Origin of the sequence: Staphylococcus sp. HMSC034G07 (genome assembly GCF_001835975.1) — a bacterium.
In the GTDB taxonomy this organism is placed as follows: Bacteria; Bacillota; Bacilli; order Staphylococcales; family Staphylococcaceae; genus Staphylococcus; species Staphylococcus ureilyticus.
Map to the genome: position 1 here is coordinate 775,691 of NZ_KV826609.1, position 15,422 is coordinate 791,112.

Sequence of the window (15,422 nt, forward strand, 5' to 3'; positions counted from 1 at the left end):
GGCCTCTATATGCTAAAAGGACATTTGCATTCTGTTGAAAGTTTGGGTACCGTTGATGGTCCAGGACTACGATATATATTATTTACTCAAGGGTGTTTATTAAGATGTTTATACTGTCATAATCCCGATACTTGGAAAATAAATGATTATACACGCGCAGTCACAGTTGAGGAAATGGTAAATGAAATAACTCCTTTCAAACCATATTTCGATGCATCAGGTGGGGGCGTGACAGTCAGTGGCGGTGAACCATTATTACAAATCAAATTTTTAACTGCCTTATTTCAATCATTAAAAGCACATGATATTCACACCTGCATTGACACTTCAGCTGGTACAGCGAAAAATACACATACTTTTGAAAAACAATTAGATGCTTTGTTAAAGTTTACAGACTTAATATTATTAGACATTAAACATATTGATAATATGAAACATAACAAATTAACTGGCCAACCTAATACACATATATTAAACTTTGCTAAAACACTTTCTCTTAAAAATCAACCCGTTTGGATAAGACATGTACTAGTGCCAGGTCTCACAGATGATAAAAAAGATTTGATACGGTTAGGCAAATTTATAAATTCACTCGACAACGTTGAGCGCTTTGAAATACTGCCATATCACCAATTAGGTGTGCATAAATGGCAATCACTAGGTTTAACTTATGCTTTAGATCAAATAACAGCACCTACCGAGGCTGAAGTAAAACAGGCCTATCAATATGTAAATTTTAAAGGTTACACCCCTATTTAACTTTATTACGACACGTTAAAATAATCGCGCTTATTAAAATGTAGTTCATCAAATAAGTAGTGAATTGATATCAGTTGAAATATAGATATCATTCACTACTTTTCTTTTTTGTTAATGAACACGAATTTGAATAACACTATGCAAAATGATATATTAACTAAAACAAATTTTAAGGGGATGTTTCTTTGAATAATCATTCTTCAACAAAACTAATTTCTATCAGTGCTTCTATGAAATTTATTAATGCGCAAATGATTCCAGGCATATTGACGTTATATAATGATAAAATTACGTTTAAAGCAAAAGGAATAATTGAAAATCATGAAATCAAAAGTTTATTCCCTTTTAATGAACTTCAAAGTGTTAAATTTGGTCTATCTTTAACTCCTTTTAGAATAACGATTATGGAGTCTGATGGAGAGCCTTGGCTATTTGATCAGGTTCCTAGAAAAGATGGTAAAAAATTTGTAGAATTGTACAATGTACTTCATTCTTAATAAGTCATCTATCAGGTTAATCTAATACTAAACTATCATAGTGATGGTTTATTTTTTAAGAAAAAAATTTTTATAAATCAACAACTCATTTGTAACACTTCTCACGTATCACAAAAAAGAGTGGCCAGCATATTTCAATGTTAGGGCCACTCTCAAATTTTAAATATCTTTAATTTATATCTCTTATTTAATTAACTTTCATTTTTAGCAGCTAATTTTTTATCTTCAGCTTTTGAAATGATTAGTGCACATGCAGCATCACCTGTAATATTGACAGATGTTCTCGTCATATCCAACAATCTATCAATACCTAAGATAATACCAATTGCTGCTGGATTCAATCCAACGGCATTTAAAACCATCGCTAACATTATCAGTCCAACCCCAGGGACACCTGCAGTACCAATGGATGCTACTACAGCGATGACTACAACAGTTATAATTTGCATAAATGAAAGCTCTACCCCAGATATTTGTGCAATAAATATCGTTGCAACACCTTGCATGATTGCCGTACCATCCATGTTGATTGTAGCGCCAAGAGGTTGTACAAAAGATGCTACTTCTGATCTAACACCCATATTCTTAGTACATTTAAGCGACACTGGTAAAGTGGCTGTAGAACTCGAAGCACTGAAACCAAGTGTAATTGCCGGAAGAAAATCTTTAAAGAATTTCAGTGGACTTGATTTAGCTATAAACTTCACTGCTGAACCATATATAACAAAGAAATGGATAAATAGCGCAAGCAACACTATAAAGAAATACATACCAAGTTGTTGGATAGCTCCAAACCCTGCTCCTGTAAACGCATGTGCAACAAGACCAAAAGTACCAATAGGTGCAAACACGCTCATGATCATCGTTACAATATACATTAAAACTTCATTGGTTTGCTCAAATAACCGGTATACCCCTTCAGCCTTCGAACCAACCATAATCAAACCTATCCCAATGAAAATAGCAAATGTAATAATTTGCAACATATTTTCTTCACTCATAGCTTGTAACGGGTTTTTAGGAAATAGATTAATCAATGTTTGATCAAATGATTGATTGGCTGCAGAACTTTGTGAATTATCCTCTTTATCTAATGTTTTTTGATAACTTGATACATCCTCACTTTTTAATAAATCTGATTTCCCCTCACCCGGCTGTAAAACTAAAGCTAAAGTAATCCCAATTATAATTGCTATTGCAGTAGTAGTTAAAAAGAAACTAATCGTTTTTAACCCAATACCACCTAATAATTTAGGATCACCTACCCCTACTACACCTAATACAATTGAAACAAACACAACAGGCACTACTAACATGAAAATTAAATTCAGAAAAATTTGCCCAATCACGTTAAAGATATATTTATCAACGTTGATCACAAAACTTGATTGAGCAAACATGTTAAATATAGACCCTATTGCTATACCGAGTATTAACGCTATAACAATTTTCAATGAAAGATTTTTAGTCTTCATAACAACATCCCCCTTTATGTTTATTAGCTACATTATATAGTAATATTATACATTTTGAAACAAAAGTATATACACGACAAAAAAATGCTATGTAAAATAATATTTACATAACATCTAATAATTTATATAAGATTATTCTGCATAGCATAAATCGCCGCTTGTGTGCGATCAGATACTTGCAATTTAGCGAATATGTGACTGACATGGGTTTTAACAGTTTTTTCTGAGACAAATAAAGTTTCCGCAATTTCTTTATTTGTTTTACCCTTTGCCATTTCTGTCAAGACTTCAGATTCACGTTTAGATAGTTTATTTGTATAGTGCGGTTTACTACTTACTGACTCCATAACGCTTTGAGCTTGTGGATGGATAACTTTTTCACCTGACAACACGTTTTTAATTGTTTTAATCAACTTCTCAGGTTCAACATCTTTCATTTCATAACCATCGGCGCCTTTATCAATTGCCGAAATCACATGTTCATCGTCTACATAACTGGTTAGCACTAATATTTTAACTTCTGGATATTTTTGCTTCATAATTTCAGTGATTTCTATTCCATTCATATTGGGCATCACTAAATCTAATAATACGATATCAGGTAATTCATGCGCTTCTAAATATTTTAAAAATGATTTGCCATCTGAAAAACCTTTAACAACCTCTATATCATCAACTGTTGATAATAGAAATTCTAAACCTTGCCTAACGATATGGTGATCATCTACCAAAATGATTTGATTCATCTTGACCTTCCTTTCGACACTTTATAACGGTATTGAGATATGAATTTTTGTACCTTTGTTTGGTTCACCTTCAATTGTCAAATTACCACTTATCTGTTTAGTCCGTTGTTTCATATTATTTAAACCATGTGAGTGATAAAGGTTTGATTTATGTTTATCAAAACCTTTTCCAAAATCAGCAATCGTAACTAATAAATAATTATCATCTTGAACTAAATCTAATCGAACTTGAGTGGTTTCACTATGCTTTTTTGTGTTATTCATCGCTTCTTGAACAATTCTATAAACATTTTCCTCGATTTGACTTGGTAGTTTAATCAAACCATCTACTTTAACGACTAACTCTAACTGTAGTAACTTACTATACTGTTTTAATGCATTAACCAATCCTTGCTCTAATCCAACGGGTTTTAATTGCCATATCAAAGCTCTCATTTCATTAACTGCTTGTTGACTCGTATCTTCAATCACTTGAAACGCTTTACGAGAAACATTTTCTTGTGTCATCCCTAATGCTGCATGTGCTGTCAACTTAACAGAAAAAAGCATTTGGTTTACAGAATCATGTAAATCTCTTGCTAATCTATTGCGTTCACTAATACGCGCAGCTTCTTTTTCTTGATCTGTTAACAAAATCCTTTTAATCGCTGATCCAATTTGTAATGCAACAGATTCTAACAACTCTAAGTTTTCTGCGCTATATCTCCTCGTATAAGGCGTTGCAACATTGAGTAATCCAAATTGCTCTTCACCAGATCTTAATGGAACTGTAGCATGGTGTGTAATACCATCAGTTTCTTCATGATAAGCTCGATTCGCTAAATTAATTCTCGAACAATTTATAATATTTGAAGCCTTCGTTAATTTCTTATTTTGATATGCTTGAACACACCAACACGTTCCTTTTCGCATATACTGACAATGGTTATTTTCCAATGCTCCTGGCAAACCATTATATGATACGAGTTCATGCTGCCCCACATCATCAATGAAAAAAATCCATCCCGTTGTAAATTCACTTCCATCAATTAATGATTTCAATGCGCCTTGTAGCATACTATATGTTTCTGTTTCTTCATTTAAAAATTCAGCAATTTCTTTTAATAATGCTAATCTAGTCGGTTTTTCCATTTAACCAGTCCATCCTTTAACAACACTATTTACATACATTATACAAGTTTGTTAAGCATTTAAAAATAGATAAATAATTACTTTTTAATTGGACTTAAATAATATGAAAAATTATTAAATCAATCGCAAGGTCTAATATTTTTAACAGCGTGTTTATGGTATGATAATAATTGGTCAAAGAGGAGGATATTATGAAATTTCAAATCCCAGAAAATTATAATGCGTTAACACTAAGAGAAATTTTCCAGCAATTACAATTGCCAAAAAAAGATTTACACAATTTAAATATGTCAAAAGAGATTAAAGTCAATGATAAAAATGCAAAACTTACGTCACAAGTTTATGCCGGCGACCATGTTTATATTCCAACACCAGATGAAAAGAGTAATTATTTACCAAGCTATCGATTTGCACAAATTTATTATGAAGACAATGATCTAGCCATCGTTATGAAGCCTAAAGGGGTTAAAACGCATCCCAATGATTTAAAAGAAAGTAATACATTAATGAATCATGTGATATATACCATTAAAAGTGATTATGTAGAACCAATACATCGCTTAGATCAAGAGACAGTTGGTCTTTTAATAGTTGCCAAAAATCCTTTAATGAAAAAAATCCTCGACCGTATGTTAGAGGAAAATAAAATTGATCGTATCTATAAGGCAAACGTACATAGCTTATTACCAATAAAACCACAAACCATCGATGCACCTATAGGTAAAGATAAATTTCACTCGAATAAGCGCCGAGTGTCTACTACAGGTCAATCTGCCATTACACATATTTTAACTTCTCGCATGGTTAAAGAAAATGTATGTGAAGTCGATTTAAAATTAGATACGGGTAGAACACACCAAATACGTGTACATTTAGCAGAAATTGGACATCCAGTTATCGGTGACCCATTATATGGTGATTCGACGTTAAGACAACTTCAATTAAATAGTTACAAAATAGAATTTATTCATCCTTTAACACAAGAAAAAATTTCAGTTAGTTTAGATGATGAAATCTAAATATGTAAAGTTACATTTCTAATTCTTTTTATAGATTTTATCGTACACATACCATTGTTGTTAATAAGAGTCACAATAAATGTAGACACTTACGCATTCATTCAATAAGAAGACCGATATCATATTAGCTGAAGACTTAAACAGAATGGGTAAACTTTAAACTATTAATCAGTTTTTGATTATATTTAAGAAATGATAACTTAAACCCTAATATTATTAACTCTAACCTAGAAGTAAACAAAAAATGTAATTCTATAATGGTGCTAATAAATATAAAAAATAGTTTAGCGTAATTGAAAACTTTTATAAATGAAGAAACGTCAATTTCAATAGAAATTGACGTTTCTTCGTTAATCAAAGATATTGATATTCCTTTATTTTTTAAAATTACTTAGGTTCAACCATATCTTCAGGTTTAATCCACTCATTAAACTGTTCCTCAGTTAAATATCCAGATTGAACAGCCGACTCTTTTAATGTTAAACCTTCACGGTGGGCTTTTTTAGCTATGCTAGCAGCTTTTTCATAACCAATATGAGGATTTAAAGCTGTTACTAACATTAGTGATTGATTTAAATAATTATCAATGTTTTCTTCAATTGGTTCTATGCCTACTGCACAATTATCATTAAATGTTTGCATACCATCTGCCAATAAGTAAATAGACTGCAATGTATTATGCAAAATAACAGGTTTATAGACATTTAACTCAAAATTCCCTTGTGAACTACCTATGCCAACCACAGTGTCATTTCCCATAACTTGAACTGCAACCATCGTCAACATTTCACATTGTGTTGGGTTGACTTTACCAGGCATGATAGATGAACCAGGTTCATTTTCTGGTATAGAAATTTCAGCAAGCCCAGCACGTGGTCCAGACGCTAACCATCTCACATCATTTGCAATTTTCATTAAGTCAGTAGCTAATGCTTTGAGTGAACCATGTAATTGAACGACTTCATCATGTGCAGTTAATGCATGAAATTTATTTTCAGATGATACAAATGGATACCCTGTATTTTTTGAAATAAATTTAGCAACTTTATCACCAAATTCTGGGTGCGCATTGATACCGGTACCTACTGCAGTACCACCGATTGCTAAATTTAAAATATGGGCTTTTGATTCACTAAGTAATGTTTCACATTTATCTAACATATAACGCCATCCACTTATTTCTTGGCCTAAACGAATAGGTGTAGCATCCTGTAAATGAGTACGCCCTATTTTAATAATTTCATTAAACTTTTCTTCTTTTTCTTTAAAAGTATCACGTAATGATTTTAATGCCGGTTCAAGTTTTACCTCAATTTCATTATATAGTGCAACATGCATCGCAGTTGGGAAAGTATCATTTGAACTTTGAGATTTATTCACATCATCATTTGGATGTATTGATTCATCGCTACCTTGCTCTTTGAGATACATGTTCGCAACATAACTCACTACTTCGTTGACGTTCATATTACTTTGTGTACCGCTTCCAGTTTGCCAAACGACTAATGGGAAGTGTTCATCTAATTCTTTGTTTAAGATACGATCACATGCATGCACAATAGCATCTTTTTTTGCGTCACTTAGTTTTCCTAATTCATGATTGGCTAATGCTGCCCCTCTTTTTAATTGAGCAAATCCATAAACAACTTCAATTGGCATTTGTTCTTTGCCAACAGGAAAGTTTCGTTTACTTCTTTCTGTTTGTGCACCCCAGTATTTATCTGCAGGTACTTCAATTTCACCAAATGTATCATGTTCAATTCTAACTGACATTTAAAAATCTCCCCTTCAATATGTATTTAACTTTAGTATAGCATTAATTAATTTAACTGGGCAATCTCTTTAATATAGCGTTTTCATTCCATTGAAAAATGTCTGATTATTAACTTTGATTTGTACATTCAAACAATTAATTACTAACTATTAATAAAACCAGAAACTAATTTTAGTCTCTGGTTTTAAACATCATTCATTATTATTTTGTAATTGTTACATCATTAAATTTCATCTTTGCTGCTTGTATTATACCTATTGCAGTTAAAATTAAAAGTATTGCACCAATAATCATTGTTACAGGACTAACTGTGATAAGAAGTCCTAAAAACCCAGTTAAACTAATATAAAAATCACCAAGCGGTTTAAATAATAATACTGTTATAACAATACAACACAATACACTAATAATGATTCCAGTTTGATTACTTTTTACAAATGTAGAAGCATTGACTTTATCTACGAGACCATGTGACAAGTTGATTTGTAATTGAATAATTTTAAATAAGATTGGTAAATATATTGCACCAATGGCCATAGGAAATCCTTTTATAGAAATTAAATTTACAATTACCGCACATATCATGAGATATTTCCAATAGTTACTTAACATATTAATGATAACTCCTTAAATTCAAATAATGACTTAATAATAACATAATCAAATTTATGTTGGCATTGTTTTTTTAATATTCATATAACCACATACTAATAACGTGGCAAATTGATTACATTTATAAAAAAAATAGAAGCGAGTAAGACATCAAATATTAATATTTGATCAACACTTACACGCTTCCATGTATTTATAAACGAATTAATAATTTTTAATGTAAATCACACGTATTGACGAACAATTTAAACTTTATTTCAATTTTTTCACTTACTAAATAAACTCACTAACTTAATTATCTAAATCTGAACGTACGTTAGAATCATGTGATTTATCTAATTTATCTTCATCATTTTCTTCTGAAATTTGTTCCATTTCTTTGCCCAATTCTACAATATCTTCAAAATCATCAACCATTTCATTTTGTGGTTCTGCATCATGGTTGGTAGACTTTTTATTTACATTATCATTAGTCATTGGTTACACCTCACATTTTGAATTTTATGCGAAACGTGCAGTGAAATAGTGACGAACATCTTCAGGAAGACCCTCAGCAGCAGCCTCATCTAAAATAACATTCACCATGCGATGTGCTTTTAAATCAGATGGTTCAAAAGAAGTTTTACCATTTTCTTCATATAATTTATGCACAACATCTTTTTTCTCACTACCAGTAATCACTAAAATTACTTCTCTTGCAGAAAATAGACCATGATTAATACTTACATTAAGTCTACCATTTGTATCAATTGAAAGTATTTGTGTAATCAATTTACCTTTATTTTCTTTAGTTTTGATTTTATCACTTATAAATGACTCCGTATCTTGACCATATGAAACACCATATATTTGGCCTTCTGGTACGCCTAACGCTTCATAATATGATTTATTGCTATCATAATCTAATATATTAATTTGACTGAAATCTACTGCATGATCATCTACATTTTTCTTTAATTCATCTAATACTGGTGCATTATCATTAGATAAATGGATACCTGCTATCGTAGTTGGATTATTGTTAAACTGTTTTCTTAAAATATCTGCAGCATATTCTGCTACACTTTTTTCGTTTTCTAAAACTTTAAAGTTCATTGCCATAGTTATTACACTCCTCTTAATCTTTTAAGACGCGTTCTAGCATTATTTATAATAATACCCTTGAAGCTATCTTCATAAACTACTTAATTTTAATAATCAACTAAATTTTCAAATACTCACTTTTAGCTTTAACTATATTATACAAATGTCAAAGTCGTTTTTCATTGATTAATATAGATTTTAATGTAAATTTGGGAAATTTTGTTGTCTCAATGCTTCATAAATAAGTAAAGAAGCAGTATTGGATAAATTTAATGATCTTATATTATCATTCATGGGAATTCTTAAAGCTGTATCTTTATATTTGTCCTTTACCCAATCAGGTAAGCCCGTCGTTTCTCTACCAAAAATAAAATAATGATTTTCATCTTTATTAGTAAAATCAAAATCAGAATAAGTTTTTTCTCCAAACTTAGTTAATAAATAATATTTACCTTCCGTAGTTTCAAAAAACGATTCTATATTTTCATAATAATTGATATTTACTGCATCCCAATAATCTAATCCTGCTCTTTTCAGCATTTTGTCATCTGTACTAAATCCTAATGGTTTTATAAGATGTAAATGTGTGTAAGTGCCAGCACAAGTTCTAGCGATACTGCCAGTATTTCCAGGTATCTGTGGTTGAAATAATACAATGTGGTTGGTCATGCTTTTTATTCTCTCCTCATATTTAGTCCTTTTATCATCTCATGTTGGACTTCCTCTAATTCACTATCGTAGTGTGATTCAATAAATGATCTTGCTTGCTCTCCTTGAATTTGTCCAATTGCCCAAAAAGCAGTAGCTCTAATCATCGGTCTTGGATCATTCAATGCAACTTCTTGTAATTCAGGTATCGCAGTTTCTTCTTTAAAATGTGCTAATGCTAGAATTGCGTTTCTTTGAATTGGTTTTTTACCTCTCCATGCGCCCGCTAAATGACCATAAGTGTTTTTAAATTCCTTATTGCTCATTTGTAATAGTGGTACTAACCTTGGTTTTAATATTTCTGGCTCTAATACAATATCATCATGCTGTGTATTGATACCACGATTTCTTGGGCAGACTTGTTGACATGTATCACAGCCATAGAGACGATTACCTATTTTATATCGATATTCATCTTGTAGATAACCTTTTGTTTGTGTTAAAAAGCTAATACATTTTTGACTATTTAGTTGGCCATCTCCTACTAGGGCCCCTGTTGGACATCGATCAACACATATTGTACAATCTCCACAACTATCAATGATTGGGTCATCAGGAGGAAAAGGAACACTTACTAACATTTCACCTAGATAAGTCCATGTTCCGAGATCTGGATTTATAACAAATCCATTTCTACCTACATAACCTAATCCTGCACGTTCTGCTACAGCTCGGTCTGACAACACACCTGTATCAACCATTGATTTAATTTCTACATCTGGTACTCTAGTCTCTAAATACTCAGCTAATTTATCTAAACGTTTTCTCATGATTGAATGATAATCTTGACCCCAAGATGCCCTAGCAAACATACCTCTTCTGTCTCCACGCACACTTCTAGGTGCACCCTTCAATTTATTAGGATAACCAACAGCAATGGCAATGATAGATCTTGCAGTAGGTAATGTTAATTTGGGTTCAGTACGTAATCCAATGTCTGGTTCTTCAAATCCTGAAGCATAGCCCTTTTCATGATAATCAACTAATTTTTGTTTTAATTCATCAAATGGGTCAGCAGTAGTAAAACCAATACTATCAATACCAATTGAATGTGCATAGTCTATAACATCTTGTTTCAATTGATTTATATTCATTTTTTACACCCCACCTTAAAAACATACATTCTTTAGTTTAACACATTCATTATTAATAAGAGAATTCGAGAATTCAAATTTTTATATAAAAAAACCAAGATGCTATGAATGAAAAACTATAATCCATTTTCATAACATCTTGGTCCATTTTGTAACTATAAAACACGTGCTAAAAAGTTTTTAGTTCTATCATGTTGCGGCTGTTCAAAAATATTTTGTGGTGTCCCTGATTCTACAATGACACCATCTGCCATAAACACAACCTTATCACTCACATCTTTAGCGAAATTCATTTCGTGTGTTACAACTACCATAGTCATACCCTCTTTAGCTAAAGTTTTCATTACTTCTAAAACATCTCCAACCACTTCAGGATCTAATGCTGAAGTAGGTTCATCAAATAGAAGTACTTCTGGATTCATTGCTAAAGCCCTAGCAATCGCAACTCTTTGTTTTTGTCCCCCGGATAATTGAGATGGATATGCATTAGCTTTATCTTCCAATCCAACCTTTTTCAACAAATCCATTGCTTCTTTTTTCAATTCATTTTGACTTCCCTTTTTTAATAAACTCGGCGCCAATATAATATTATCTATAACTTTTTTATGTGGAAACAAATTAAAATTTTGGAAAACCATACCCATCTGTTGTCTTAATGCTTCTAATTTAGTTTTTTCATTTGTTAAACTATGCTCTTTAAATACTACTTCCCCACTTGTAGGTGTTTCGAGCAGGTTCATACAGCGTAAAAGCGTACTTTTACCACTACCTGAAGGACCTATTATAGCAACAACATCACCTTTATCCACAGTTAGATTAATTCCCTTTAAAACTTCATTTTTTCCAAACGATTTATATAAATTTTTAATATTAATCACTAACTTTCAATCTCCCTTCGAAGAAATACATCACTCTCGATAAAGTAAATGTAAGTATAAAGTATAAAATTGCTGCTACAATAAGCGGCGTGAATGGATCAAATGATGCTCCCTGTACAACTTGTGCATTAAACATTATTTCACTAACGCCTATGACAGATACAATTGACGATTCTTTTATCACAGTGACAAATTCATTACCTAAAGCCGGTAATATGTTTTTTATAGCTTGTGGCAAAATAACCGATTTCATTGTCTGACCATAAGTAAGACCTAAACTTCTTGCGGCTTCAGTTTGCCCTTTATCAACTGCATTTATACCAGCTCTTATTATTTCAGCAATATATGCTGAACAATTTATAACAAGTGCTATCATACCACATATTAAAGCTGAGATATCTAGACCTAATACTGCTGTAGTACCAAAATAAACTAAGAAAACCTGTACTAATAAAGGAGTGCCTCTTAAAAATTCGATATAAGCTGAAGAAATCCATCTCAATATTTTAATTTGACTTAGTTTTAATAATGCAATCAATGCACCAAATAAAGCTCCTAAAACAACACCAACTATAGAAATTAAAATTGTGTTTTTAATTCCTTTTAGGAAAAAATCACCATATTTTGTAAAGAAATTACCGTCATCTTTTTGCATTGCATCAGCAGCTGACGCTTTATAATCTTCTAGCAAATTTTTATTTTTAACATCTTTGATTGAAGTATTTAATTTCTCCATGAGTATTGGAGAATTTTTAGGTAAGGCAATTGCCGTTTCCTTTCTACCTTCATTGAATTTAACATCATTAGCAAAAGTTAAATCTTTATTTTGTTTTAAATATGCTTCTGCAACAGGACCTTCAATCACCATTCCATTAACTTTTCCGCTTTTTAACGACATTATAACTTCAGGTACACGCGTTAAAGATTGAATTTGTGCATTATCTATTTCAGTTTGTGCTATTTTTTCTTGCTGTGTTTGTTTTTGTACACCGATTTTTTTATTCGCAAAATCTTCTATTGTTTTAAAACGATCAGTTTCTGACTTTTTAATAATCATTTTTTGGTCGACTGTCATATAAGGTTTTGAAAAATCTACTTCTTTTAAACGTTCAGGTGTCGGTGTCATTCCTGAGATAATGATATCAATCTTACCAGTTTGAATCGCTCCTAATAAACTATCAAATTGCATATTTACAATTTTCAGTTTTAAATGATTATCTTTCGCAATCTTTTTTGCGATATCAATATCAATACCTGCATACTTTGATTTACCATTAACATTATGTTCAAACTCATAAGGTGCATAATCAGCTGATAAACCAACACGCAATTCACCACGTTCTTTAATTTTTTGCCATTGGTCTTTTTCATTAGCATTTACTTCTGGATTTATGTAAATAATTAAAGTACTTATAAGGAGTGAAAAAACGGTAATTATTTTCAATATTTGTTTCATCTATTTATCCCCTTTCCATAATATTTATTATTATACATAATAACGCAAAAATATTCAATATGATATATGTGTCATTTTTCTTAATTTTAAAAATTCTAGTTAATGTGATTATATAAAATGGTATTTGGAATATGGTGTGATGACAGTAATATTCACTGCATATTAAAAAAACACCTCCATTTAAATGAAGGTGCTTGAGTATAGTCTTGATTTTAACTATTTATATCAGTTTAAAGTTAAATATCTGTTGTAATCATACACAATGACAATAAAAGGCAAATAAATACAAAAAACTTATGATCTATTAAATTTTGTTACTTCATTACTGTTTAGGGATCTCAAACTTATAAATATCATCTGTATATTTACGCATCATTTTTTTACAAATTTCATGCACAAAGAATGCGGAAACAAATGGTATTATAAAGTATCCAAATACTAATAAAATAATATTCATGTTAGGATCTCCATCCATTCGATTAAATGCATTAATCGGCCCAACTAATCCTGTATAACCAAAACCAGCAGACATTGGTGTACCTTTAATGCCAATAAAGTAAGCGATTAAACCGCCAATCACTCCATTAATTATTAACGGTATTGCAATAATTAAATGCTTAAAATAAACAGGTATCATCATCTTAGCAGCACCAATTATCAATACTAAATTGACTCCGGCCCCGTTAACTCTAATTGAACCAAATAAAAATGTCACACAAGCTGCAACAATACCCATATTAGCTGCACCGCTACCTAAACCTGATAAACTGATTGCCGTTGCTATAGCAACTACAGATATTGGTGTAACCATTAACAACGCATAGGTAACACAAATCAATATTGACATCATTAATGGATTTAATTCTGTAAAGGCATTTACTATATGACCGATTCCTTTAGTGACATTTGTCACATAACCTAATGTAAACAAGCCTATAACACCACTTAAAACTGGAATAATAACAGGTAATAGAATCATTTCCAGTGATCCTAACTTATTTTGTAATAACAAATACAAAGTACAAGCTATCACTACAACTAAAATAGTATTTATGATATCACCAGTACCATTAAGTAAAAATCCACCTTCAGTCATTTTAACAGCACCACTACCTATCATAGCGGAAACACCTATCATAGTGGCGCCAGCCCCATTAAATTTAAACTGATGTGCTGCTAAAACACCAATAATAAATGCCATAAATGATTGGATTAAAACTACTAACTGATAAACAGTCTCTAATAATTGGTTACCTTCTTTAAAAAATTTTAATAATTCACCTAATAATGCATTAGGTATTAATGCAATGACTACACCTGCTCCAACAGCTTGTAAAATATTACCAAAAAATGATTTCCCTGTAATTTTAGCTGTGCCTGATTTTACCATTCTTGTATCCTCCAAATATAACATTAGACTAATAATATTATATTTTCGACTAAAGTACAATATTAAGTTTAAAGTTATAAACTAAGATATAATCATTAAATTTCTGCATATACACCTAGCTACCAGAATTCAAAATAAATCATATACATTTTAAATCATAAAAAAAAGAAACCCCATAAATATGGGATTTCTGAGATATTTTCTCTCTATTTAAACACTAATTATACCAGCGGTCGGGATCGAACCGACACTCCAAAAAGGAACGGGATTTTGAGTCCCGCGCGTCTGCCAATTCCGCCACGCTGGCTCAATATTATAAACAAAAAACTTCCAACCTGGAAGTGATAATGGAGCGGAAGATAGGACTTACACCTATATCTCATTCCGGGAAGGAATGTGTTCTAGAAATTGAACTACTCCCGCATAATTCATGGAGGCGGCAACCGGATTTGAACCGGTGATAAAGGTTTTGCAGACCTCTGCCTTACCACTTGGCTATGCCGCCAATAAAACTGGGCTAGCTGGATTCGAACCAGCGCGTGACGGAGTCAAAGTCCGTTGCCTTACCGCTTGGCTATAGCCCATTAATCAATAAGGGCGGTTGATGGGAATCGAACCCACGCGTGTCGGAACCACAATCCGATGCGTTAACCACTTCGCCACAACCGCCAAAAATAAAATGGTTCAGGACAGAGTCGAACTGCCGACACATGGAGCTTCAATCCATTGCTCTACCAACTGAGCTACTGAACCTTAATGGTAAATCAATAATGGCGGTCTCGACGGGAATCGAACCCGCG

At 31.9% G+C, this 15,422-nt stretch carries 15 protein-coding genes and 6 tRNA genes; 3 read left to right on the forward strand and 18 right to left on the reverse strand.

The window, feature by feature from the left end:
- The first annotated feature begins 9 nt into the window (after positions 1-9).
- Both pflA and HMPREF2586_RS11720 read left to right on the forward strand, forming a co-directional pair.
- A complete protein-coding gene (gene pflA, locus HMPREF2586_RS11715) occupies positions 10-759 on the forward strand; it encodes a pyruvate formate-lyase-activating protein (protein ID WP_070658776.1) in 750 nt (249 codons plus the stop codon).
- A gap of 185 nt (positions 760-944) precedes the next feature.
- Positions 945-1,256 (forward strand): hypothetical protein, encoded by a 312-nt coding sequence (locus tag HMPREF2586_RS11720; protein ID WP_225309945.1) that lies wholly within the window; start codon positions 945-947, stop codon positions 1,254-1,256.
- A gap of 191 nt (positions 1,257-1,447) precedes the next feature.
- Here HMPREF2586_RS11720 and HMPREF2586_RS11725 read toward each other — a convergent pair whose 3' ends face one another.
- The 3 genes from HMPREF2586_RS11725 to HMPREF2586_RS11735 all read right to left on the reverse strand — a co-directional run bounded on the left by HMPREF2586_RS11725 (position 1,448) and on the right by HMPREF2586_RS11735 (position 4,608).
- The gene (locus tag HMPREF2586_RS11725) at positions 1,448-2,731 is read right to left on the reverse strand and encodes a dicarboxylate/amino acid:cation symporter (RefSeq protein ID WP_070812748.1); all 1,284 of its coding nucleotides are present in this window, start codon (positions 2,729-2,731) and stop codon (positions 1,448-1,450) included.
- Between the two features lie 122 nt (positions 2,732-2,853).
- A complete protein-coding gene (locus HMPREF2586_RS11730; protein WP_046207631.1) occupies positions 2,854-3,477 on the reverse strand; it encodes a response regulator in 624 nt (207 codons plus the stop codon).
- Between the two features lie 21 nt (positions 3,478-3,498).
- Positions 3,499-4,608, reverse strand: a complete 1,110-nt coding sequence (locus tag HMPREF2586_RS11735; protein WP_046207632.1) for a GAF domain-containing sensor histidine kinase — start codon at positions 4,606-4,608, stop codon at positions 3,499-3,501.
- A gap of 191 nt (positions 4,609-4,799) precedes the next feature.
- Here HMPREF2586_RS11735 and HMPREF2586_RS11740 point away from each other — a divergent pair, with 191 nt between their 5' ends.
- A complete protein-coding gene (locus HMPREF2586_RS11740; RefSeq protein WP_070658777.1) occupies positions 4,800-5,627 on the forward strand; it encodes an RluA family pseudouridine synthase in 828 nt (275 codons plus the stop codon).
- A 387-nt stretch (positions 5,628-6,014) separates the two neighbouring features.
- Here the strand turns inward: HMPREF2586_RS11740 and fumC are convergent, their stop codons facing one another.
- From fumC to HMPREF2586_RS11810, 15 genes are all read right to left on the reverse strand, one after another.
- On the reverse strand, positions 6,015-7,400 hold the full coding sequence (gene fumC / locus HMPREF2586_RS11745) for a class II fumarate hydratase (protein ID WP_070658779.1): 1,386 nt from the start codon (positions 7,398-7,400) through the stop codon (positions 6,015-6,017).
- A 202-nt stretch (positions 7,401-7,602) separates the two neighbouring features.
- The gene (locus HMPREF2586_RS11750; RefSeq protein WP_070658781.1) at positions 7,603-8,013 is read right to left on the reverse strand and encodes a hypothetical protein; all 411 of its coding nucleotides are present in this window, start codon (positions 8,011-8,013) and stop codon (positions 7,603-7,605) included.
- Between the two features lie 291 nt (positions 8,014-8,304).
- Positions 8,305-8,490: an SAS053 family DNA gyrase inhibitor gene (locus tag HMPREF2586_RS11755; RefSeq protein WP_046207636.1), complete on the reverse strand. Its 186-nt coding sequence runs from the start codon at positions 8,488-8,490 to the stop codon at positions 8,305-8,307.
- A gap of 24 nt (positions 8,491-8,514) precedes the next feature.
- Positions 8,515-9,114 carry a sugar phosphate isomerase family gene (locus tag HMPREF2586_RS11760; protein WP_046207637.1) on the reverse strand — a complete coding sequence of 200 codons (600 nt, stop codon included), beginning with the start codon at positions 9,112-9,114 and terminating at the stop codon, positions 8,515-8,517.
- 180 nt (positions 9,115-9,294) lie between these two features.
- Complete coding sequence (gene trmL, locus HMPREF2586_RS11765; protein ID WP_070039610.1) at positions 9,295-9,765, reverse strand: tRNA (uridine(34)/cytosine(34)/5-carboxymethylaminomethyluridine(34)-2'-O)-methyltransferase TrmL; 471 nt, start codon at positions 9,763-9,765, stop codon at positions 9,295-9,297.
- 5 nt (positions 9,766-9,770) lie between these two features.
- A complete protein-coding gene (gene queG, locus HMPREF2586_RS11770; protein ID WP_070039612.1) occupies positions 9,771-10,898 on the reverse strand; it encodes a tRNA epoxyqueuosine(34) reductase QueG in 1,128 nt (375 codons plus the stop codon).
- Between the two features lie 155 nt (positions 10,899-11,053).
- Entirely contained in the window at positions 11,054-11,776 is a 723-nt protein-coding gene (locus tag HMPREF2586_RS11775; RefSeq protein ID WP_070039613.1) for an amino acid ABC transporter ATP-binding protein, read from the reverse strand.
- On the reverse strand, positions 11,769-13,232 hold the full coding sequence (locus tag HMPREF2586_RS11780) for an ABC transporter substrate-binding protein/permease (protein ID WP_070658783.1): 1,464 nt from the start codon (positions 13,230-13,232) through the stop codon (positions 11,769-11,771). Before HMPREF2586_RS11780 ends, HMPREF2586_RS11775 begins: the two co-directional genes overlap by 8 nt.
- Before the next feature lie 322 nt (positions 13,233-13,554).
- Positions 13,555-14,622, reverse strand: coding sequence for a PTS sugar transporter subunit IIC (locus HMPREF2586_RS11785; protein WP_046207642.1), 1,068 nt, complete (start codon positions 14,620-14,622; stop codon positions 13,555-13,557).
- A gap of 224 nt (positions 14,623-14,846) precedes the next feature.
- Positions 14,847-14,929, reverse strand: a tRNA-Leu gene (locus HMPREF2586_RS11790).
- Positions 14,930-14,970: 41 nt separating this feature from the next.
- Positions 14,971-15,045, reverse strand: a tRNA-Gly gene (locus tag HMPREF2586_RS12910).
- Positions 15,046-15,053: 8 nt separating this feature from the next.
- Positions 15,054-15,127: transfer RNA gene (locus tag HMPREF2586_RS11795), tRNA-Cys, on the reverse strand.
- A gap of 7 nt (positions 15,128-15,134) precedes the next feature.
- A tRNA-Gln gene (locus HMPREF2586_RS11800) sits at positions 15,135-15,206 on the reverse strand.
- A gap of 12 nt (positions 15,207-15,218) precedes the next feature.
- Positions 15,219-15,291 (reverse strand) — tRNA-His (locus tag HMPREF2586_RS11805).
- A gap of 11 nt (positions 15,292-15,302) precedes the next feature.
- A tRNA-Phe gene (locus HMPREF2586_RS11810) sits at positions 15,303-15,375 on the reverse strand.
- Between the last annotated feature and the right edge of the window lie 47 nt (positions 15,376-15,422).